19 protein-coding genes and 1 riboswitch are annotated in these 20,724 nt (G+C 69.8%); of the genes, 5 read left to right on the forward strand and 14 right to left on the reverse strand.

Translation table 11 applies throughout. The features are described 5' to 3' along the window. Positions 1–34 precede the first annotated feature (34 nt). Both ACIPTO_RS36915 and ACIPTO_RS36920 read right to left on the reverse strand, forming a co-directional pair. Positions 35–985 (reverse strand): carbohydrate ABC transporter permease, encoded by a 951-nt coding sequence (locus tag ACIPTO_RS36915; RefSeq protein WP_366315455.1) that lies wholly within the window; start codon positions 983–985, stop codon positions 35–37. A gap of 3 nt (positions 986–988) precedes the next feature. After that, positions 989–1,915 (reverse strand): carbohydrate ABC transporter permease, encoded by a 927-nt coding sequence (locus ACIPTO_RS36920; RefSeq protein WP_401199383.1) that lies wholly within the window; start codon positions 1,913–1,915, stop codon positions 989–991. Positions 1,916–2,118: 203 nt separating this feature from the next. On the opposite strand from ACIPTO_RS36920, the gene ACIPTO_RS36925 reads away from it, so the two are divergent. Next, a complete protein-coding gene (locus ACIPTO_RS36925) occupies positions 2,119–3,195 on the forward strand; it encodes a LacI family DNA-binding transcriptional regulator (RefSeq protein WP_401199385.1) in 1,077 nt (358 codons plus the stop codon). Between the two features lie 49 nt (positions 3,196–3,244). Here the strand turns inward: ACIPTO_RS36925 and gndA are convergent, their stop codons facing one another. After that, positions 3,245–4,714 (reverse strand): NADP-dependent phosphogluconate dehydrogenase, encoded by a 1,470-nt coding sequence (gndA, locus tag ACIPTO_RS36930; RefSeq protein ID WP_366315449.1) that lies wholly within the window; start codon positions 4,712–4,714, stop codon positions 3,245–3,247. 187 nt (positions 4,715–4,901) lie between these two features. Between gndA and ACIPTO_RS36935 the strand changes: the two genes are divergently transcribed. Further along, positions 4,902–5,771 carry an endonuclease/exonuclease/phosphatase family protein gene (locus tag ACIPTO_RS36935; RefSeq protein ID WP_401199388.1) on the forward strand — a complete coding sequence of 290 codons (870 nt, stop codon included), beginning with the start codon at positions 4,902–4,904 and terminating at the stop codon, positions 5,769–5,771. A gap of 28 nt (positions 5,772–5,799) precedes the next feature. Here the strand turns inward: ACIPTO_RS36935 and ACIPTO_RS36940 are convergent, their stop codons facing one another. Continuing rightward, positions 5,800–6,261 (reverse strand): hypothetical protein, encoded by a 462-nt coding sequence (locus ACIPTO_RS36940; RefSeq protein ID WP_401199390.1) that lies wholly within the window; start codon positions 6,259–6,261, stop codon positions 5,800–5,802. A gap of 203 nt (positions 6,262–6,464) precedes the next feature. Further along, positions 6,465–8,384, reverse strand: a complete 1,920-nt coding sequence (locus tag ACIPTO_RS36945; protein WP_401199392.1) for an NlpC/P60 family protein — start codon at positions 8,382–8,384, stop codon at positions 6,465–6,467. A gap of 8 nt (positions 8,385–8,392) precedes the next feature. Then, positions 8,393–8,566: riboswitch (cyclic di-AMP (ydaO/yuaA leader) on the reverse strand. A 335-nt stretch (positions 8,567–8,901) separates the two neighbouring features. On the opposite strand from ACIPTO_RS36945, the gene ACIPTO_RS36950 reads away from it, so the two are divergent. Further along, positions 8,902–10,977 (forward strand): DUF1996 domain-containing protein, encoded by a 2,076-nt coding sequence (locus ACIPTO_RS36950; RefSeq protein ID WP_401199479.1) that lies wholly within the window; start codon positions 8,902–8,904, stop codon positions 10,975–10,977. Between the two features lie 81 nt (positions 10,978–11,058). Here ACIPTO_RS36950 and ACIPTO_RS36955 read toward each other — a convergent pair whose 3' ends face one another. From ACIPTO_RS36955 to ACIPTO_RS36970, 4 genes are all read right to left on the reverse strand, one after another. Continuing rightward, on the reverse strand, positions 11,059–12,504 hold the full coding sequence (locus ACIPTO_RS36955; protein WP_366315443.1) for a glyceraldehyde-3-phosphate dehydrogenase: 1,446 nt from the start codon (positions 12,502–12,504) through the stop codon (positions 11,059–11,061). Positions 12,505–12,682: 178 nt separating this feature from the next. Then, positions 12,683–12,997, reverse strand: a complete 315-nt coding sequence (locus ACIPTO_RS36960) for an SCO5918 family protein (RefSeq protein WP_366315441.1) — start codon at positions 12,995–12,997, stop codon at positions 12,683–12,685. A gap of 64 nt (positions 12,998–13,061) precedes the next feature. Next, complete coding sequence (locus tag ACIPTO_RS36965; protein WP_366315439.1) at positions 13,062–14,630, reverse strand: DEAD/DEAH box helicase; 1,569 nt, start codon at positions 14,628–14,630, stop codon at positions 13,062–13,064. Between the two features lie 180 nt (positions 14,631–14,810). Then, the gene (locus ACIPTO_RS36970) at positions 14,811–15,014 is read right to left on the reverse strand and encodes a cold-shock protein (protein WP_366315437.1); all 204 of its coding nucleotides are present in this window, start codon (positions 15,012–15,014) and stop codon (positions 14,811–14,813) included. A gap of 246 nt (positions 15,015–15,260) precedes the next feature. Between ACIPTO_RS36970 and ACIPTO_RS36975 the strand changes: the two genes are divergently transcribed. After that, on the forward strand, positions 15,261–15,572 hold the full coding sequence (locus tag ACIPTO_RS36975; RefSeq protein WP_401199395.1) for a hypothetical protein: 312 nt from the start codon (positions 15,261–15,263) through the stop codon (positions 15,570–15,572). Next, complete coding sequence (locus tag ACIPTO_RS36980) at positions 15,569–16,498, forward strand: oxygenase MpaB family protein (RefSeq protein ID WP_401199397.1); 930 nt, start codon at positions 15,569–15,571, stop codon at positions 16,496–16,498. The genes ACIPTO_RS36975 and ACIPTO_RS36980 overlap by 4 nt, the downstream gene beginning before the upstream one ends. Positions 16,499–16,551: 53 nt before the next feature. Here the strand turns inward: ACIPTO_RS36980 and ACIPTO_RS36985 are convergent, their stop codons facing one another. The 5 genes from ACIPTO_RS36985 to ACIPTO_RS37005 form a co-directional block, all read right to left on the reverse strand. Beyond that, positions 16,552–16,992 (reverse strand): VOC family protein, encoded by a 441-nt coding sequence (locus ACIPTO_RS36985; protein ID WP_401199399.1) that lies wholly within the window; start codon positions 16,990–16,992, stop codon positions 16,552–16,554. 169 nt (positions 16,993–17,161) lie between these two features. Then, on the reverse strand, positions 17,162–18,205 hold the full coding sequence (locus ACIPTO_RS36990) for a glycoside hydrolase family 5 protein (RefSeq protein WP_401199401.1): 1,044 nt from the start codon (positions 18,203–18,205) through the stop codon (positions 17,162–17,164). 399 nt (positions 18,206–18,604) lie between these two features. Next, a complete protein-coding gene (locus tag ACIPTO_RS36995; protein ID WP_401199403.1) occupies positions 18,605–19,432 on the reverse strand; it encodes an SAM-dependent methyltransferase in 828 nt (275 codons plus the stop codon). Between the two features lie 84 nt (positions 19,433–19,516). Then, a complete protein-coding gene (locus ACIPTO_RS37000) occupies positions 19,517–19,768 on the reverse strand; it encodes a DUF397 domain-containing protein (protein ID WP_366315425.1) in 252 nt (83 codons plus the stop codon). After that, positions 19,765–20,637: a helix-turn-helix transcriptional regulator gene (locus tag ACIPTO_RS37005; RefSeq protein ID WP_366315423.1), complete on the reverse strand. Its 873-nt coding sequence runs from the start codon at positions 20,635–20,637 to the stop codon at positions 19,765–19,767. The genes ACIPTO_RS37000 and ACIPTO_RS37005 overlap by 4 nt, the downstream gene beginning before the upstream one ends. Positions 20,638–20,724 lie beyond the last annotated feature (87 nt).

Genomic DNA, 20,724 nt, shown 5'->3' on the forward strand with positions numbered 1-20,724 from the left:
ACTTCTTCGTGGGTGGGACTTCTTGAGGGTGGGGTTATTCCTTGACGCTTCCGGCGGCGAGACCGGACTGCCAGTACTTCTGCAGCAGCAGGAACGCGGCGATCAGCGGCACGATGGTGAGCAGCGAACCCGTGATCACCAGGTTGAAGATGACGTCACCACCGATCGTCTGGGCCTGGGAGTTCCAGGCGTCCAGGCCCAGGGTCAGGGGGTACCAGTCCGGGTTCTTGATCATGATCAGCGGAAGGAAGTAGTTGTTCCACGTCGCCACCGTGGTGAACAGCAGGACCGTCACGACACCGGGGGCGAGCAGCGGCAGGGACACCTGGAAGAAGGTGCGGATCTCGCCCGCGCCGTCGATCCGCGCGGCCTCCAGGAGCTCGACCGGGATGGCCTCGGTGGCGAACACCCACATCAGGTACAGGCCGAACGGCGAGACCAGCGAGGGGATGATCACCGCCCACGGGGTGTCCGTGAGCCCCATCTTGCTGAACATCAGGAACGTCGGCACCGCGAGGGCCGTACCCGGGACCGCGACCGCGCCGATGACCACGGCGAAGACGGCGCGCTTGCCCGGGAACTTGAACTTCGCCAGCGCGTAGCCGCCGAGGATCGACAGGAAGGTGGCACCGCCGGCGCCGAGCACGACGTACAGCAGGGTGTTCAGCAGCCAGCGGACGAAGATGCCGTCGTGGTAGGTGAACGTGTCGTGGATGTTCTGCCAGAGCGCGAAGTGGTGGGCGAACCACAGGCCGTTGGAGTCGGCCAGCCCTGACTGCGTCTTGGTCGCGTTGATGACCAGCCACAGCAGCGGCACCACCGTGTAGACCAGGATCAGACCGGTCAGCACGGTCAGCAGGACACTGCGCTTGGGGCGCCCGGGGGTGTGCTTCTTGCGCGGGGTGCGCAGCCGGGGCGCGCTCTTCGAACCGCCGCCGGACGCGGCCGACGCCGAGGGAGAGGCGGTGGTGACGGGGGTGCTCATGGCTCAGGCTCCCTTGCGCATGCCGCGGAGCTGCACGACGTAGGCGATGACCATGGTGATCAGCCCCATGATGATGGCGACCGCCGCGGAGTAGTTGTGCTGCTGTCCGTTGAAGGACAGTGAGTACGTGTAGAAGTTCGGCGTGTAGTCCGTCGTGATCGCGTTGCGCGCCAGCGGCCGCAGGATGCTCGGCTCGTTGAAGAGCTGGAAGCTGCCGATGATCGAGAAGATCGTCGCGATGACCAGGGCGCCCCGGATCGCGGGGAGCTTGATGGCCGTGATCACCCGGAACTGGCCGGCGCCGTCGATCTCCGCCGCCTCGTACAGCGAGGTGGGGATGACCCGCAGCGCGGAGTAGAAGATCAGCATGTTGTAGCCGACGAACTCCCAGGTCACGATGTTGCCGATCGACGCCAGCACCAGGTGCGCGGAGAGCGGGTCGGGCAGCGTGACGTCGAACGCGCTGTTGATGTCACCCACCAGACCGAACTGCGTGCCGTACATGAAGCCCCACATCAGGGTGGCGACCACGGCGGGCACGGCGTACGGCAGGAAGATCGAGATCCGGAAGAAGTCCCGGCCGAAGAGCCTGCCGCTGTCCAGGGCGAGCGCCACGAACAGGGCGATGCCGAGCATGATCGGCACCTGGATCACCAGGAACAGGGAGACCCGCTCCAGGGAGGACCAGAACTGGTCGTCCTGGAAGGCCTGCTTGTAGTTGTCCAGACCGACGAAGTGGTTGCCGCCGATGAGCTGGTCGCGGAAGAGGCTGAGGTAGATCGAGTACGCGATCGGAGCCAGGAAGACGAAGGCGAAGACCACCGCGAAGGGCCCGATGAAACCCCACCCTGTCCAGGAACGGCGGTCCCGTTTCGCCGAAGGCCTGTCAGGAGGCCGAGTCGCGGCCGCAGGGGGCTGAAGCGTCGTCATGTAGTTCCTCGCTCGTCCATCTCGGAACCGGCGTCACACGCCGTCGCGATGTTGCGTAAACAGCACGGTCCACAACGGCCCCGGCCTGTTATGTTTACGTAAACATCTGATGGCGGCATGTCTACACTGCCCCAATGTCGGTGGTCAAGGGTCGTCTGGCGAAACACGACCGTGGCAATCGGATCGATATGTGAGGGAGACGGGTGGACACAGCGGACGGTGCCTCGGCGAGAGAAGACGGGGCACGCGCGCGTGGCGGGAAGCGCTCCGCGCGGCGCGCCCAGAGTGCCTCGATGGCGGATGTCGCACGCGTGGCGGGCGTGTCCTCACAGACCGTCTCCCGAGTGTCGAACGGCTACGAGGGCGTCAACGAGGAGACCAGGCAACAGGTCCTCGCCGCCATGAAGGAGCTGGGCTACCGGCCCAACAGCGCGGCCCGCGCGCTGAAACGCGGTGAGTTCCGCACCATCGGAGTGATCACCTTCAACCTCTCCACCACGGGCAACATGCGCACCCTGGAGGCGATCGCCACCTCGGCGGCCCACGAAGGCTACGCCGTCACGCTGCTGCCGGTCGCCGTGCCCACCCAGGACGAGGTGCGCGGAGCCTTCTCGCGGCTCGGCGAACTCGCCGTCGACGCGGTCATCGCCATCATGGAGGTCCACCTCCTGGACGCGGCGACCATCTCCCTGCCCCCGCACGTCCAGGTCGTCGTCGCCGACTCCGACGCGGGTGACCGCTACAGCGTGGTCGACACCGACCAGAACGGTGGCGCGCGGGCCGCCGTACGTCATCTCCTCGACCTCGGCCATCGCACGGTCTGGCATCTCGCGGGACCCGAGGAGTCCTTCGCCGCGCAGCGCCGCGCCGACGCCTGGAGCGCCGAACTCACCGACGCGGGACGGCCGGTGCCCCCGGTCGTGCGCGGCGACTGGTCGGCGGAGTCCGGCTATCGCGTGGGCCTGGAACTCGCCCAACAGGCCGACTGCACGGCCGTGTTCGCGGCCAACGACCAGATGGCGCTGGGCCTGCTGCGCGCGCTGCACGAGCGCGGCCGGCGCATCCCCGAGGACGTCAGCGTGATCGGCTTCGACGACATCCCCGAGGCCGGGTCCTTCCTGCCGCCCCTCACCACCGTCCACCAGGACTTCGCCGAGGTCGGACGGCTGTGCGTGGAGGGTGTCCTGCGGCGGATGCGGCAGCGGAGCGAGGAACACGGCACCACGCTCGTGCCCACGAAGCTCGTCATACGCGACAGCACGGCACCGCCCCTCGCATAGGCGGAAGGGCCCTCCCACGCGCGCGGGAGGGCCCTTCTCAGCGGGTCGCTCAGGCCGTCGTCTCCGGGCGGCCGGGGCGGGACCAGTGCGTGTGGAACGTGCCCGTGCGGTCCGTGCGGCCGTAGGTGTGCGCGCCGAAGAAGTCGCGCTGGCCCTGGAGCAGGGCCGCCGGCAGCCGGTCGGCGCGCAGCGTGTCGTAGTGGGACAGCGCGGCGGAGAACGCCGGGACCGGAATCCCGCGGCGCGCCGCCGAGGCGACGACCTCGCGCCACGGGACCTGCGCGTCGCCGATCTCCCCGGCGAAGCTCTCCTCGCTCAGCAGGCTGACCAGCCCCGGGTCCGCCGTGTACGCGGCGCGGATCCGGTCAAGGAAGGAGGCGCGGATGATACAGCCGCCGCGCCAGATCCCGGCGACCGCCGCGAGGTCGATCGACCAGTCGAACTCGACCGCCGCGTCCTGGATCATCTTCCAGCCCTGGTCGTAGGCGATCACCTTCGAGGCGTACAGGGCCTGCTCGACCTGGGCCGTGAAGCGGTCGGCCTCGGTGCGGCTCAGCGGGGGAGTCGTGCCGCCGGGCAGCCCTCGGTAGGCCGCGCGCAGGGAGCCCTGGCTGGAGGAGGCGCGGGCGAAGGTGGCCTGCGCGATGGCGGTGACCGGCGAACCCAGTTCCAGCGCGGTCTGCACGGTCCAGCGGCCGGTGCCCTTCTGCCCGGCCGCGTCGGTGACGATGTCGACGAACGCCTTGCCGGTCTCCGCGTCGGTGTGGGCGAGGACCTCGGCGGTGATCTCGATCAGATAGGAACCGAGCCGCCCCTCGTTCCAGCGCCGGAAGATCTCCGCTATCTCGGCCGGGGCGTAGCCGCCGACCTGCCGCAGCAGGTCGTACGCCTCGGCGATGAGCTGCATGTCGGCGTACTCGATGCCGTTGTGCACCATCTTGACGAAGTGCCCGGCGCCGTCCGTCCCGATGTGCGTGGAACACGGCTCGCCGTCGACCTTCGCGCTCACGGACTCGAACATCGGGCCGAGCACGGCGTACGACTCCGCCGAACCGCCGGGCATGATCGACGGCCCGTTCAGCGCACCCTCCTCGCCGCCGGAGACACCGGCGCCGACGAAGTGCAGGCCCTTGTCGCGCAGGGCGGCCTCGCGGCGTCGGGTGTCGGCGAAGTGGGCGTTGCCGCCGTCGATGATCATGTCGCCGGGCTCCATCAGCTCGGCGAACTCGTCGATCACGGCGTCGGTGGCGGGACCGGCCTGCACCATGATCATCAGGCGGCGGGGCTTCTCCAGCGCGGCCACGAACTCGCGCGCGGTCTCGGCCGGGACGAAGGCTCCCTCGCCGCCGTACTCCTTCATCAACTCGTGGGTCCGGTGCGGCGACCGGTTGTGGACGGCGACCGTGTAGCCGTTGCGGGCGAAGTTGCGCGCGAGGTTGCGGCCCATCACGCCGAGGCCGGTGACGCCGATCTGGGCGGTTCCGTCGGCGGCGGGGTCGTGCGGTGCTGATGCGTTCATGGGGTGCCTGTTCTCCGAGTCGGTGACGTGGCGGGTCGGCGCTGGGCGCCCATGACCGCAGGTACGTGTGTGATCGCGAAATGACTCGACGTACGGGCCACGGATTCGTCATTCGTTCCGCGGCACCTCACTGACCGGCACCACCGGGCCGGCCCGGCGGGCGGCCTCCGTACAATGCGGCCTGACTATGGGTGACTCACTGGTGCGGTGTGCGACGTTCAACGTGCTGCACGGTCGGCCGATCGGCCCGGACGGCCGTCCGACGGCCGTGCTCCCCGGCGATCTCCCGGCTTCCCTCGCCGCGGCCGTCGCGTCCCTGGACGCCGACGTCGTGGCGCTCCAGGAGATCGACCGGCTCCAGGAACGGTCGGGCGGCGTCGACCAGGCGGCGGTCGCCGCAGCGGCGATGGACGCGCGCGACTGGCGCTACGCGACGGCCCTGCACTGCCGCTCCGTACCCGGCCGGGGCTGGGTCCTGGACCCGGACGAGCCCGGGATGCGGGTCTACGGCCCCGAGGCCCGCCAGCCCCAAGTCCCCTCGCACGGCGTCGCGTTGCTGTCCCGGCTCCCGGTCCGCGAGTGGCACGCCCTACGACTCCCGGCGGCCCCCTTCGGCATGCCGCTGCGGGTGGCCGGGCGCGCCGCCCCGGTGCTGGCCCGGGACCAGGCGCGGGCCGCGCTGGCCGCCGTACTGGAAGGGCCGCACGGCCCGTTCACCGTCGTGGCCGTGCATCTCTCGTTCGTACCGGGGTGGAACATCGGGCAACTGCGCTCCGTGCGCCGCTGGATCGCCGGACTGCCCCGGCCCCAGCTGGTGATGGGCGACTTCAACCTGATCGGCGCACTGCCCCGGGTCACGCTCAACGTGTCCGCGCGGCGCGGCCGGAGCGGCTGGCGGTCCGCGGCGCGACAGGCGACCTTTCCCTCGCACCGCCCGCTCGTCCAGCTCGACCACATCCTGCTGAACGGGCTCGGCGAGGACGCCGCAGGCGGGGTGCGGGCACCCAGGACGGCGATATCGGATCACCGGCCGCTGGTGGTGGAGCTGTCCCTCTGAGGCCCGTGCGCCCTGCGAGTCCGGTGCGTCAGTTCCACAGGGGGTAGGTCACGACGTGCGCGAACTTGTCCGGCCGTGCCGCCGTGTACGTCAGGCTGATCTGGCCGTACTGCTGCACCTGGGGGTGCCGCTTCCAGGTCTGCGGGGTGTCGAGGCGGACGACGACCGGGTACGAGTGGAACGTGCCCGCCGCGCAGTAGGGGACGCAGTCGTTCACCATGTTGACGCCCGTGGCCGTCGCGGAGGTGTCGTTCCAGGACGTCCAGTGCAGCGATGTGAGGCGGCTGTTGCCGTCCCCGCACGCGAGCGTGAAGTCGGTGGGGCGCACCTCGGGATGCCACAGGCAGTCGACGAGCACGGGGCCCCGGAACGGCCGGTGGGCGGCCACCGGCTCCGTCCGCACCGACGCCGCGGCCGAGCTGCCGACGGCCGGTGCCAGCAGCGCGGCGGCACACAGCGTGACGACTCCGACCATGGTGTGTTTGTACATGTCCGCTCCCGGCCGCCTGTTCGTCCTCGTCGCCCCGTACTCGTAGCGGCGGTGGACCCGCCCGCCGAGGCACACGATCTCGTCTCCCTGTCGACGCTACGACCGTGTCGGCGGTTCCACCACTCGTACGGACCAACGACACGCCAGTACGAGAGTGGCGGGGCGGGCGCGATCGGGGCCGGGAACGCCCGGCCCCGGGCGGATCAGGCGGGCCGCACGGCGCCCCGGATGGCGGCCGAACCGGCGTAGAAGATCGACTCCTCGCGGATCGGCGTACCCGGGCTCGGTGCGTGGATCATCAGGCCGTTGCCGGTGTACAGGCCGACGTGGTCGACGCTGTCGTGAAAGAACAGCAGGTCGCCCGGATGGATGTCGGTGAGCGGGACGAGCGTGCCGGCGCTCGACTGGTCCTGCGCGGAGCGCGGCAGGTGGACGCCCGCGGCCTTCCAGGCGGCCTGGGTGAGGCTGGAGCAGTCGTACGCGTCGGGTCCGGCCGCGCCCCACAGGCAGGGCCTGCCGATCTGGGCGCGGGCGAAGGCGAGCGCCGTGGCGGTCTTGCTCTGCGTGCCCGCGTCCGGTGCGACGGGCACGGGCGCGGCGACCGTCGGGCTCATGGCCGGAGCCTCCGGGAGGATGATCTCCGGGGTCATGGCCGGAACGGCGGCCGCGGTGACCTCGGGCGCGAGGAGCGGGGCCGCGGCGAAGGAGACCTCGGCGGCGGGCGGGATCGGCTGCCACTCCTGCTGCGGAGGACGCCAGTCCTGCGGGGGCGTCGGGTACGCGGCCGGCTGCTCCGGGATCAGGGGCAACTGGCCGGTCGACCAGAGCTGTTGCTCGGGCATGGCGGGCATCTGCGGCGCGGACCAGGCCTGTTGCTCGGGCGCCATGGGCGTCTGCCCGGTGGGCCAGGGTGCTTCCGGGGCGGTCACGATCGGCGTCTGGCCGGTCGACCACGTCGGCTGCGGCGCGGCCACGACGGGCATCTGGCCTGTGGCCCACGGCTGTTGCTCGGGTGCGACGGGCATCTGGCCGGTGGGCGCGGCTTGTTGTTGGGACACGACCGGCATCTGCCCTGTGGAGGCGGCCTGTTGCTGGGCCACGATCGGCATCTGCCCGGTGGACCAGGTCTGTTGCTGGGGTATGGCGGGCAACTGGCCCGTGGACCAGAGCTGCTGCTGCTCGGCCACCATCGGCATCTGACCGCTGGACCAGGGGGTCTCCGGAGCGGCGACGATCGGCATCTGGCCGGTCGACCACGTCGGCTGCTCGGGGATCACCGGTGTCTGCCCGGTCGACCAAGTCGGCTCAGGGGCAGGCCAGTTGGACTCGGCGGCGGGGGGCCAGGTGGCCAGCGCGGGGGCGGCCGGTTCGGCGCGCGGCGCGGCGATGGACGGGAGCAGATTCAGGTCCGCGGTGAGCGGGTCGAACGCCGGTGCCGGTGCCGGGGCGAACTGCTGCGGCTGGGGCTGCGTGAAGGTCGGTGCGGGTGTCATCTCGACGGCGGGCACGGCCGGCAGGTCCAGCATGGTCGGCTGAGGCAGCTGCGGAGCCTGCGGCATCTGCGGCACCTGGGCCTGAGGCGCCTGTGCCTGGGGCGCTTGAGGCGCCTGCGGAGCGGCGGGCAGCAGCTCGGCGACCGGCCGGGCGGTGGACTCGGCGACGGGCGCGGCGAGTTGCCGGCCGGCGATGCCCGGTCCCGGTACGGAGGTTCCCGCGGTCAGCTCGGCGACGGCACGTCCGGACTGCGCTTCGGGTGCCCGCCCGCGGCCGTCGCCCTCGGGGCGTCGCTCGGACCGCTCGGAACGGGCCGCCGCCGGACGGGCCGGATTCCTGCCGGGCGGCAGGATCGCCGGTACGGTCGGGCCGACTTTGGCCCGCGCCCGGTCGAACAGCTGCCGGGTGGCGGCGTCGAGGGCGGGGTCGGAAGGACGTGAAGCGCCGGACCGGGGTTCGACCCGCTTGCGCGGACCTCCGGACATCGCACGGGTGGCGTTGTAGTTCCCGGTGGCCGTCTCGGCCCTGTCGTAAAGGGAGTTGATCCGCCGCTGGACTTCGTCACGGCTGGGTCGGTCGTCCACGGTGGGGCCACTGCCTCCGGTGCGCGTACTTCGTTCTGCCGGCATGGCAGACGTGCTCCTTCCGTAACGCGCTTACCGGGTTAGCTGTCGGGTTCGGGCGGTCGATCACGGAAGGTGTGCCCTACGGCCCTTGCCCAGAAGGGCAGTTGGGCCGATTCACCCCAAGTCGGTTGGGTCCCCGGCTCCGGCTGTCGCGAGCGACGCACCGGATTCAACGCGAGCCGCGCGGCCCGGCGCTGATCGCCGGTGTTGGTCGTACGGCCTGGGCGTCAACCTAGCCAACGTGTGTGCCTCGTGTGAAGGTTGAAGCGCGATATGTCCGATACGTATTTGTGACCTTTACCTCCTCCTGGGCGGGACGAGGGCTCCTGGGCCCACCGCGCAGGGAGCTCCATAAGAGGTCGCTATGAATTTTTGGGACGGTTGAACACACCGGGACGCGGTTGCGTATTGGTGCGGGGGATTTCCATGCCGGGACGAGCCGGGCCGACCGATACGTGTAGGAGCAACTTCCTTGGCACGCAACACGCGCAGACGCCCCACGGGCGCACGACGCGCGACGATGGCAGCAGTCGCCCTGATGCTGGGCGGCGGAGGACTGGTGGCGGCGAACGTCTACGCGTCGGCGTCCGAGGGCTGGGGCGGTGACACGACCAAGCAAGCCTCTCCCGACGCGGCATCGGACGGTGCGACGATCGACTGCCCGGACGTCGGGACCCAGTTGACGACGGTGCCCGACGCGGCGAAGACCGAGGTCGACAACCAACTCGCGCTTCTGGACCAGCAGATAACCGAGGCGTACCAGAAGCTCAAGGACTCCACCGAGTCCATCCGCCAGGACGCCTCCTTCGCCGACAACGCGATCATGAATCCGCTGAAGGAGAAGCGGTCCGCGACGATCGCCCGGATCAACGACGCCATCGCGCGCGTCGGCGACCGTCCGGAGGGACTCGACGCGCTCGCCGGCTGCACGCTGATCGCGCCCACGAAGTCCGACGACCAGAGCGGCGACGGCAACGGCGACGGCAGCGGTGACGCCACCGGCAGCGCGGGCGACCAGAGCGGTCAGCCCGGTCAGGGCCAGCAGGGCAACCAGCAGTCCACCAACGGGCCCGTCGCCTCGGACTACGCGGACATCACCTCCGTACAGCCCAACGTGAACGCGGCGCAGGACCAGGCCGACGCCTCCCGCGGCACGTTCGTCACCGCCTGCGGGGTGAACGAGAACGGTCTGTTCAACTCCGACAACGTGATCGTCGCTCCCGGAGTGACCAACGGCGCTCACCACTTCCACGACTACGTGGGCAACCAGTCCAACAACGCGTTCGCCAGCGACGACGACCTGGCGAAGGCGAAGACGAGCTGCGAGAACCAGGGCGACAGGTCCACGTACTACTGGCCCGTGCTGCGCCTCCAGAACGGCAAGCAGGAGCGCGACGCCGACAAGCCCGGCGGCGGCACCGAGGGCAACTCCGGTCAGATCGTCACGGCCAAGGCGGCCACGCTGACGTTCGTGGGCAACCCGAAGAGCAAGGTCGTCGCGATGCCGCGCCTGCTGCGCATCATCACCGGTGACGCCAAGGCCTTCGTGAACGGTCCGGCCAACGCCAACGCCTCCTGGAGCTGCACCGGGTTCGAGGACCGGCAGCTCAAGGACAAGTACCCGCTGTGCCCGTCCGGCAGTGACGTGGTGCGCACCTTCAAGTTCCAGAGCTGCTGGGACGGCCGCAACATCGACAGCGCCAACCACCGCACCCACGTGGCCTTCGAGGCCGCCGACGGCACCTGCCCCGACGGTTTCGAGGCCATCCCCCAGCTGGTCCAGCGGATCGTCTACGACGTGAAGGCGCCGAGCCTCCAGGACGGCGGGAAGACGACTCCGCTGTTCGCGGTGGACTCGTTCCCCGAGCAGCAGCACAAGCCCGTCACCGACCACGGCGACTTCATCAACGTCTTCGACGAGGGCCTGATGAAGGACATGGTCAACTGCATCAACAACGGCGAGAAGTGCGGCGCCGGCACGGGCAACGACCCCGGAGGCTCGGGCAACGGCAACGGCAACGGCAACGGCGGTGGCGGTGGCTCGGGCTCCGGTGAACCGCAGGAGTCCCCGACGGCCACCGACAGCGCCCAGCCGACGGCCTCCGCCACCGCGTCCGACGAGCCCGCCGGGAACGGCGGCAACGGCGGTAACGCCGGGAATGGTGGCAACGGCGGGAACGGCGGAAAGGGCGACGACGGAGGGAAGGGTGACAACGGCGGCCAGGCCACCGCGGATCCCGCGACCAGCGCGCCCGACGACCAGCCCACCGACGTGCAGACCACGGACCCGGGATCGCTGACCACCGCCGTCTCGGTGCCCAAGGCCGACACGAAGACCGAAGGCTCCAAGGCGACCCCGACCCAAGGTGGTTCGGACGACAACGCCGGTTCCGGTGGCGAGGTCGGCACCGCCGAGACGACGCCGCCCGCCGCGAGTTCCGGTGGCGAGAGCTACGCCGCCGTGAGCCCGAACGAGCCGCAGGCGCAGGGCGGGCTCGCGGAGACCGGCGCGAACCTGTGGCCCGCCGTGGCCGGCGCGCTGCTGCTCGTCGCCGGGTTCGTGGTGCTCTACCGGAGCAAGCGCGGCGCCCGCTGACACCCCGCACGGCTGTGATCGACCGTGGCCCGGTCACCCTCACTCGGGTGACCGGGCCGCGGTGCGTTCAGGGTGTCCGGATCAGACGGCCGGTGCGGGGTACGTCGGATACTCGACCCCGGTGACGTGCTGGACGACCCGGACGACCTGGCAGGAGTAGCCGAACTCGTTGTCGTACCAGAGGTAGAGGATCGCGTTGTCGCCGTCGACCTTGGTGGCGCCCGCGTCGATGATCGAGGCGTGGCGCGAGCCCATGAAGTCGCTCGACACCGCGTCGGGGGCGGTGGTGAAGTCGATCTGCCGTTTCAGCGGGGACTTCAGCGAGACCTCGCGGAGGTGGTCGAGGACCTCGGCACGGGTGGTCTCACGGCCGAGTCGCAGGCTGAGGATCGCGATCGAGACGTCCGGCACCGGGACGCGGATCGAGCTGCCGGTGATCGGCGCCTTCAGGTCGGGCAGCGCCTTGGCGACGGCGGAGGCGGCACCGGTCTCGGTGATCACCATGTTCAACGGCGCCGACCGGCCGCGGCGGTCCGCCTTGTGGTAATTGTCCAGCAGGTTCTGGTCGTTGGTGAACGAGTGGACGGTCTCCACATGGCCGCGCAGCACACCGTACTCGTCGGCCATCGCTTTCAGCGGCGGCACGATCGCGTTGGTGGTGCAGGACGCGCAGGACAGGATCCGCTCGTCCGGCTTGATCGTGTCGTGGTTGACGCCGTGCACGATGTTCGGGACGTCGTCCTTGCCGGGCGCGGTCAGTACGACCTTGTCGATGCCCGGCCGCAGGTGCTGCGAAAGCCCCTGCCGGTCACGCCACTTGCCCGTGTTGTCGATGAGGATGGCGTCCTTGATGCCGTACGCCGTGTAGTCGACCTCGGACGGGTCGCCCGCGTAGATCACCTTGATCTCGTTGCCGTTGGCGACGATCGTGCTGTTCGCCTCGTCCACGGTGATCGTGCCCTGGAACTGGCCGTGGATCGAGTCGCGGCGCAGCAGCGAGGCACGCTTGACGAGGTCCTGCTCCCCGCCCCGCCGTACGACGATGGCCCGCAGCCGCAGACCGTTGCCCGAGCCGGACTTCTCGATGAGCAGGCGGGCGACCAGGCGGCCGATGCGCCCGAAGCCGTAGAGGACGACATCGCGGCCCTCGCGGCGCTCGACCTTGTTGGCGCCCGTGGCACCGGCGACGGCCTCGGCGGTGAACTCCTCGGCGGACAGGCCGCGTTCGTCGGCTCGGTGGGTCGCGGCGAGCATGCCGATGTCGATCTGCGAGGGGCCCAGGTCGAGGGTGGTGAGCGTCCGCAGGTAGGGGAGGGTCTCCGTGACGGAGAGTTCCTCGCCGTCGATCTGGCGGGCGAACCGGTGGGTCTTGAGGATGCTGACCACCGACTTGTTGACCAGGGAGCGGCTGTGCAGCAGGACGGTGACGTCGCGCTCGCGGTGCAGCTTCCCGATCATCGGGATCATCGACTCCGCGATCTCCTCGCGGGTCTTCCAGTTGGTGAACGAGTCCTCGTTGACAGGCACAGGTTTCTCTTTCGAGCTAGGCGGCGCTCATATGCTAACCCGCTGTTCATCTGCCCGTTCAGCAGGGGTGCCGCCCGGCCCGTACGGGGTGCCCCCGGGCCTGTGGAGGCCCTGCAACGCCGTGAGGGCCCTGCCGAAGCGCGTCGGCAGGGCCCTCACGGGTGTACTGGTGTCGCTGTCACACGTCCTGGGGAGCGGCGCCGCCCAGCAGGGCCGACGCGTTCTCGAACGGCGTGAGCGTGTGCACGGGCGTCGCCTCGGGGCGAGGGTGGCAGGTGAAGCCGAGCCGGGTCATGGCCCGGACGACCTCGCCGCTGTTGAAGTCCCGCGGGTCCTGCCGGGTGACGACCTGCCCCACCTGCTTGACGGGGTAGCGGCGCCGCCCGACGGTCACGGACTCACCCGTGATCACCTCGGGCTTGACGCCCTTCATCGCCTCCAGGACGCCCGCCTTGGTGAGCTCGAAGGGATACCGGGCGATGACACAGCGCATGGTGCCTCACAGAGAGAAGGAGGATCGGGAGCCGAACGGGCGCCCGGAGGCGCCGAATTGGTCCTCAGGCCGCAGAGCCGAAGGACGACCGTCGCTGCCCCCGGCCGCCGCTGCTTCCGCTGCCTGTGCCGTTGCCGCCGCTGCGTCGCGCCGCGCCACCGGTGGACCGGCCCTCACCGGCCGGACGGCCACGACGGCCGCGGGACGACGAGGACGGACGACGGGTGCGCTCGCGCTCCACGACCGGCGCGGCGATGACGACCGGCACGCCGGACGGGGCCTGGGCGCCCGTGATCCGGGTCAGCTCCTCCTCGCCCGACCGCACGGCGGTGACCTCCGGGGTGATACCGGCCGCGACCATCAGACGGGTCATGTCACGGCGCTGGTCGGGGGTGACCAGCGTGACGACACTGCCGGACTCGCCCGCACGGGCCGTACGGCCGCCGCGGTGCAGGTAGTCCTTGGGGTCGGTGGGCGGGTCGACGTTGACGACCAGGTCGAGGTTGTCGACGTGGATGCCGCGCGCCGCGACGTTGGTCGCCACCAGCGCCGTCACCTGCCCGTCCTTGAACTGGGCGAGCGTGCGGGTGCGCTGCGGCTGGGACTTGCCGCCGTGCAGGCCGGCCGCGCGGACGCCGTTGTTCAGCAAGTGCTTCACCAGCCGGTCCACCGCGTGCTTGGTGTCCAGGAACATGATGACCCGGCCGTCGCGCGCCGCGATCTCGGTGGTCGCCCGCTGCTTGTCCGTGCCGTGCACGTGCAGGACGTGGTGCTCCATCGTCGTGACCGCGCCCGCGGACGGGTCGACGGAGTGGACGACGGGATCGGTCAGGTAACGGCGGACCAGGAGGTCCACATTGCGGTCCAGGGTGGCGGAGAACAGCATCCGCTGACCACCGGCCTGCACCTGGTCGAGCAGCGCGGTGACCTGCGGCATGAAGCCCATGTCGGCCATCTGGTCGGCCTCGTCGAGGACGGTGATGGAGACGCTGTCCAGGCGGCAGTCCCCGCGCTCGATCAGGTCCTTGAGCCGTCCCGGAGTCGCGACCACGACCTCCGCGCCGCCGCGCAGCGCCCCGGCCTGACGGCCGATGGACATACCGCCGACGACCGTGGTCATCCGCACGCTCACGGCGCGGGCGTACGGGGTCAGCGCGTCGGTGACCTGCTGGGCCAGCTCGCGGGTCGGCACGAGGACGAGCGCGAGCGGCTGACGCGGCTCGGCGCGACGGCCCGCCGTACGGGCCAGCATCGCCAGGCCGAACGCGAGGGTCTTGCCGGAGCCGGTCCGGCCGCGGCCGAGCACGTCACGGCCGGCGAGGGAGTTGGGGAGCGTCGTGGCCTGGATCGGGAACGGGACGGAGACGCCCTCGTGCGCGAGCGCGGCCAACAGCTTGGCGGGCATGTCGAGTTCGGCGAACGACTCCACGGCGGGCAGGCCGGGGGTGACCGTCTTCGGCAGCGCGAACTCGCCCTGGAGAGCGGCCGGCCGGCCACCACCGCTCCTGGAGCGGCGCGGTGCGCCGGAACGGTTGCCGGACGGAGTCGACGAACGGTAGCCGCCGCTCTTTCCGGATTCCGGATTCCCATTGCGCTTTCGCGAGAAACGGTCATTCGTACGTGCGCGGTTCAAGATGTGGAACCTTCCTTGATATGGCACGTATCAAGGAATTCCCGCGGTGAATGAACGGCGCAGAGAATCGCAAGAACGAGCCGGTGGCTTCGGCGGAATTGCGCCGACAGCGGGGAAAATGCAGCGAGCTGGGGCCCGCACCCCAAGGTGCGGGCCCCAGCTGCGAAGTAAACGTCGTTGTTACGCAGGGACGATGTTCTCGGCCGTCGGGCCCTTCTGGCCCTGTGCGATGTCGAAGGTCACCTTCTGACCCTCCTGCAGCTCGCGGAAGCCCTGGGCGACGATGTTCGAGTAGTGGGCGAAGACGTCAGCGCCGCCACCGTCCTGCTCGATGAAGCCGAAGCCCTTTTCCGAGTTGAACCACTTCACGGTGCCACTGGCCATTTTGTTCTCCTTCGGGGCGGTCACCGGTGCCCGCACTGTGCGGACTCCGTGTCGCCGTGATGATCACCCCGCCGGAAAGACCGGACACACAAAAAAATGCTCCACCGTCCCGGAGGGTGGTGTGGGCATCTGAAGGGTTTGGCAACCACAACTGCAACTGAGATCAATAGTAGCACGGCGCGATCGGCCGTGTGCGAGCGTTAATTTCATTTCTCATGTCGCCGACGTAGATATCAGGTTTCGTACGTGACGAGCCCAGCCGGGGGAGCTCCCAGCGATGCCTGCCGGGCGGCGGTTCAGGGCACGCTGTACGGCATGGTGATGTGCGAGTACTTCGCGGCCGTGAGTGACGAGGCCGCCGTCGGTGTCCTGGAGGCGCCGGGCGGGCCCGATCCCTCGGTGTTCGACATGCTGTCCCTCATGGACGTCGACCCGGTGGTCGTGATGGCCCGGCTCGAAGGCATCCTCACCGACCGCACCTACGACGAGGCGCGCGCCCGTCCTCGCTCCGGGCAGCTCTCTGAGAACCCCGACTCGGCGGTCAGGAGCGGCTCTTGACCATCCCCGGTGATCCGACGGCCTCCGAGCCGCTCGGGCCGTCGTCAGTGGCCTGGCGGTACTTCAGCGACTGGCGGGGCATGCTGATCGGTCTCTGGGCCGGTTCGATGCAGAACATGCACCCCGCCCTCGGCGCCGGGGTCGAGGAGCATTCACACTTCTTCGAGGAACGCTGGGAACGGCTGCTCCGCTCGCTCTACCCGATCGCCGGAGTGATCTACGACGGCCCTGACGCGGCCCGCACCGCCCGCGAGGTGCGCGACTACCACGTCGGCGTCAAAGGCGTCGACGGCAAGGGGCGGCGCTATCACGCGCTCGACCCGGACACCTTCTTCTGGGCGCACGCGACCTTCGTCATGGTGCCGGTGCTGGTCTGCCGGTACTTCGGCCGGCCGCTGACCGAGGAACAGAAGGAGCAGTTCTACGCCGAGAGCCTCCAGTGGTACCGGCTCTACGGGGTCAGCGACCGGCCCGCTCCGGCCGACTGGGCGGGATTCACCGCGTACTTCGAGCGGATGTGCGCCGACACCCTGGAGGACAACCGTGCGGCACGCGCGGTGCTGGACATTCGCCGCATCGGCAGGCCGCCCTTCCTGACGTGGCTGCCGGAGGCGGTCTGGCGGGTGGTCCGGGGCCCGCTGACCCGGCCCTTCGTCTGGCTCACCGTCGGTATGTATCCGCCCGCCGTGCGGGCCAGGCTGGGCTACCGCTGGTCGCGGCGGAGCGCGGTCGGGCTGTGGCTGCTGGGCCGTACCGTCGCGCTCTGCTGGCATCTCGTGCCGTTCGAGCGGCGCTACCACCCGCGGGCCAGGGCCGGTTGGCGACGGGCCCGCGGGCTGGTCGTAGGACCGGTTCATACGCCGCGGCGGAATCTGCCGGCGGAGGAGCGGCGGGGGGACGGGAAGCACTACGCGCCGGATGTGTAGGGGCCGCGATGCGCTTTCCTCCGGCCGGCTCGTGCCGGTCGGTTCCGTCCGGCTCACCTCAGCTGCTGGCCAAGGCCGACGATGATGCCCTCCGGGCCGCGGACGTAGCAGAGCAGGTAGCTGTCCTCGAACCGGGCGATCTCTCCGACGAGTTCGGCGCCGTGCGGGCGCAGGCGGGCGACCGTGTCCTCGATGTCGTCGACGGCGAACATGACGCGATGGGTGCCCAGGATGTTGTGCGGCCGGTCGCGCGGTCCGTCGTCGATCACCTCGGGGCTGCGGTACTTCGCCAGTTCCAGTCGGCCGTGGCCGTCCGGGGTGCGGACCATCGCGATGTCGCAGTGCACGCCGTCGAGCCCGGTGCACTGGTCGGCGAAGGGGCCCTGGACCTCAGCCCTGCCCTCCAGTTCCATGCCGAGTTCCAGGAAGAACGCGACGGCGGCGTCCATGTCGTCGACGACGATGCCTACGTTGTCCATCCGCTGAATCGCCATGGTGTTGCTCCTTCGTCCTGTGGGCCTTCTCACGGCCGGTGGTGGCCGCTGATGTCCCTGGGACGGAGCCGGCGGCGCGTTCTCGACATCCTCGGGTGCGATCACGCGATCCGCGTCGCGCGCCCCGGTCCGTGTCCCCCGCCGGAGGGCCACGGACCAGGGCGCCGGTTCAGGACTTCACGGGCTTGCCGCGCCCCCAGGCCCACGCCAGCCGGTCCGCCCCGGACTGGTTCGTCGTGGCGAGCCACGGGCGGGCCGTGTCGCCGGTGAGCCTCTGGATCGAGTACGTGTCGTCGGTGCGCAGGCCCGGCCAGTACACGGACCCCATGCCGAGCTCGCGGAACGTGTCGGTGTCGGCCTGGATGAAGTTGACCGAGTTGTCCGTGGGCGTCGGGACGTCGTAGTTCAGGCCCGTGGTCATCGGGGCGCCGAACTCGTCGGCCACCGTGCGGTTCGCGCAGGTGCCGAGGCGTTCCTTGAGATCGCTCACCCACTGGTCGTAGGTCGCGTAGTCCTTCCAGAAGCCGTAGTGGTGCAGGGAGAGGTACGTGCCCTTCAGGCGCGGGTCGGCGCAGACCGTGGTGACGTGGTCGTTGTAGCCGGCGCCGCTGACGAAGACGCGGTCGCGCGGCACCGAGCGGTAGGTGTCCAGCCACTTCGCGGCGAGGTCGGCCCACTCGGCGTCGGTGTAGCCGTGGGGTTCGTTCATCGGCTCGAAGTAGACGCGCTGGTTGTGCTGGTAGGCCTTGACCACGGTGTTCCACATGGGCCAGTAGGTGGCGGGGTCGTCGATGAAGCCGTCCTTGTTGGCGCCCGTCCCCTCCCAGTAGGAGACGATGACCTTGAACCCCTGTGCCGTCGCCGCGTCGATCACTCCGCGGTACGACTTCCAGTAACTGCCGTTCACCGTGTACGGGTTGATGGGCAGCCGCACCGTGTTGGCGCCGAGGTTGGCGCGGAACGCCGCGATCACCCGGGTCGCCTTGACGTATGTCCGGGCGTAGCTGTCGGAGAGCGACAGGCCGGACAGGACGACCGGGTCGTCGGCGTAGTTGTCGCGCGGGTCGGCCCAGTTGACGCCCTTGAACTGGGAGGTGTTGGTGCTCGGCGCGGCGGACGCGGGGCTGCCGGCCAGCGTGGCGCCGGTGACCGCGGCGACGGCGACGGCCGCGAAGGCGGCCCGCAGGCGGGTTCTGGCGGGGTGGGTGCGCATCGACTTGCCCTTTCAGGAATGGCGGCTCCGCGCATGGCGAGGCATGCGTGCGGCTGAGCGGCCGTCGGAACGGGTTCCGGGCGGGACGGATGACGTCGGCTCGTCGTCCCGAGTCTCGGTGGGCTAGGTGGGGGGGGCTCGGTGGAGGTGGGGGCTCGGCGCGGTGGGGGAGTGGAGTGCGGTGGTGCCTGCTCGCCGGGAGCCTCCTGTCCCCCTTACGCCACCGGCCGCGACGCGGTGTTTACGTAAACATCCAGCGCCGGAATCCTCGGCCGATTCCGGGGCCGAGGAGGTCGATTCGGATGTTTACGCAAACATGGCGGCGCCGGAATCGTGGCATCCGGCACCGCCGTCGTCAAGGTTTCCCGCACGTGACGTCAGGGGCGTCCCGCGGCGGGGCTACGGCTTGATGCCCACCCCGGTCCACAGGCTGACCTTGGCGTCCGTGGGTGCCTCGTCCTCGGACCACTGCTCGCCCATGGGGGCGGGGCGCCAGTGGTGCCCGACGGCGATACCCGGGTCGAGCAGGTCGAGTCCGGTGAAGAAACGCGCGACCTCGTCCCGGCTGCGGACCTTCACCGGGGTACCGGCCTCGTTGTAGATCGCCGTGACCTTCGCCCAGGCCTCGGGGTCGAAGTCCGCGGTGACGTGGCTGATGGCCAGGGCACTGCCCGAGGGGAGGACCGACACCAGACGCTCCACCAGACCGTACGGGTCCTGGTCGTCGGTGACGAAGTGCAGAAGGGCGTTCAGGGACAGCGCGATCGGCTTGTCGAAGTCGAGTATCTCCGCCACTTCGGGGGAGTCGAGGAGCGTGTCGGGGTCGTTCACGTCCGCCTGGACGTACGCGGTGCGCCCCTGCTGGGTGCTGCGCATCAGGCGCTCGGCGTACTTCAGGACCAGCGGGTCGTTGTCGGCGTAGACCACCCTGGCCTCGGGCACCACGGACTGGGCGACCTGGTGCAGGTTCGGCTCGGTGGGGATGCCCGTGCCGATGTCGAGCCACTGGCGGATGCCGTGCTCGCGGGCGAGCACCCGGGTGGCCCGGTGCATGAACCCGCGGTTCTCCCGGGCGGCCACGAAGACGCCGGTGAAGACGCCCGAGACCGCCTCGGCCGCCTGCTTGTCGACGTCGAAGTGGTCCTTGCCGCCCAGGTAGTAGTCGTACATGCGGGCGGAGTGCGGCCTGCTGGTGTCGATCTCCCGCGCGGCGTGGGCGTTGGTCATGCTCTCCCTCTCAAGTGGTGTACGTCGGCCTCTCGGGCAGGTCGCAGCCGGGCCGGCTCCGGAATCCCACGCCCGTGGTCTTGTTCAGCCGGCCATCAGATGGTCGGCCAGTCCCCGCTTGACCCCGTCGACGAACGCGGCCATCTCCTGGGGCGTGTAGATGAGCGCGGGTCCCGCGGGATCGGTCGACTGGCGCAACGCGACGCGTCCGTCGGCGAGTTGCTTCGTCTCCACGCACTGACCCCCGTTGGGACCGCTCCAGGGGCACTCCCAGCCCTGCTCGCCGAGCTTCGACGCGGGCATCCCGTTGTAGACCATGTCGTCGGTGGTGGTCATGAGTACTCCTTGCGCATGCGGTTCAAGAGCGCCTTGCTGTCCGCGGACGAGGTCAGCAGCGACATCCTGTTGTGCGCCTCCAGATGCGCCACGACATCGGACCGTTGGTCCAGGTACATGGAGGCGGAGAGGATCTCGCTGTAGACGACGTCGGGCAGCTCCGGTTCCTGGAACCGGAAATAGGTGAAGGGTGCGCACGCCCCGACGTGGGCACCCGCGGAGAACGGGACGATGTCGACACTGACGTGGTCCAGTTCCGAGACCTCGAGGAGCCGGTCTATCTGGTCCCGCATGACCTTGGGACCGCCCACCACCCGGTGGAGCACGGCTTCTTCCAGCACCGCCCACAGCGTGGGCGACTCCGGCCTCTCCAGCAGACTCTGGCGGCGCAGACGCAACTGCACCCGCCGTTCAAGGTCTTCGTCGTTGTCGTTCGGGAAGCCGCCGCTCAGGACGCCTCGCGCGTAGTCGTACGTCTGGAGGAGTCCCGTGACGTAGTGCGGCTCATAGGTACGCAGGGTCTTGGCGCCGGTCTCCAGGCTCACGTAGGCGGTGAACCAGCCCGGGAGCACGTCACGGTAGGCGTGCCACCAGCCGGGCTCGTTGGCCCGCTCGGCGAGGGCGACGAACTCCTCGATCTCCTGGCGCTCGGCGCCGTAGGTCTCCAGGAGCTTCTCGACATAGAGCGGTTTGAGGCCGACCTCGGCCTTCTCCAGCCGGCGGATGGTCAGGGACGTGACCCGCAGAGCCTTCGCGGCGTTCTCCAGGGACACCCCGGCGTCCTGCCGCCGATCCTGCAGCCGTCGGCCGAGGATCATGCGGAGAACCGTGGGTGCACCGGCGCCGGTGCTCGACCGAGCTTCGCTCACGCCCAAACCTCCTGAGGGACTGTCACCGGCGTTAGTCTGACAGCGACTTGCTGATGCCGCCAGACAGTAACGGTCGTTCTGAAATTA

Source organism: Streptomyces sp. NPDC090083, assembly GCF_044747445.1.
Taxonomy (GTDB): Bacteria; Actinomycetota; Actinomycetes; order Streptomycetales; family Streptomycetaceae; genus Streptomyces.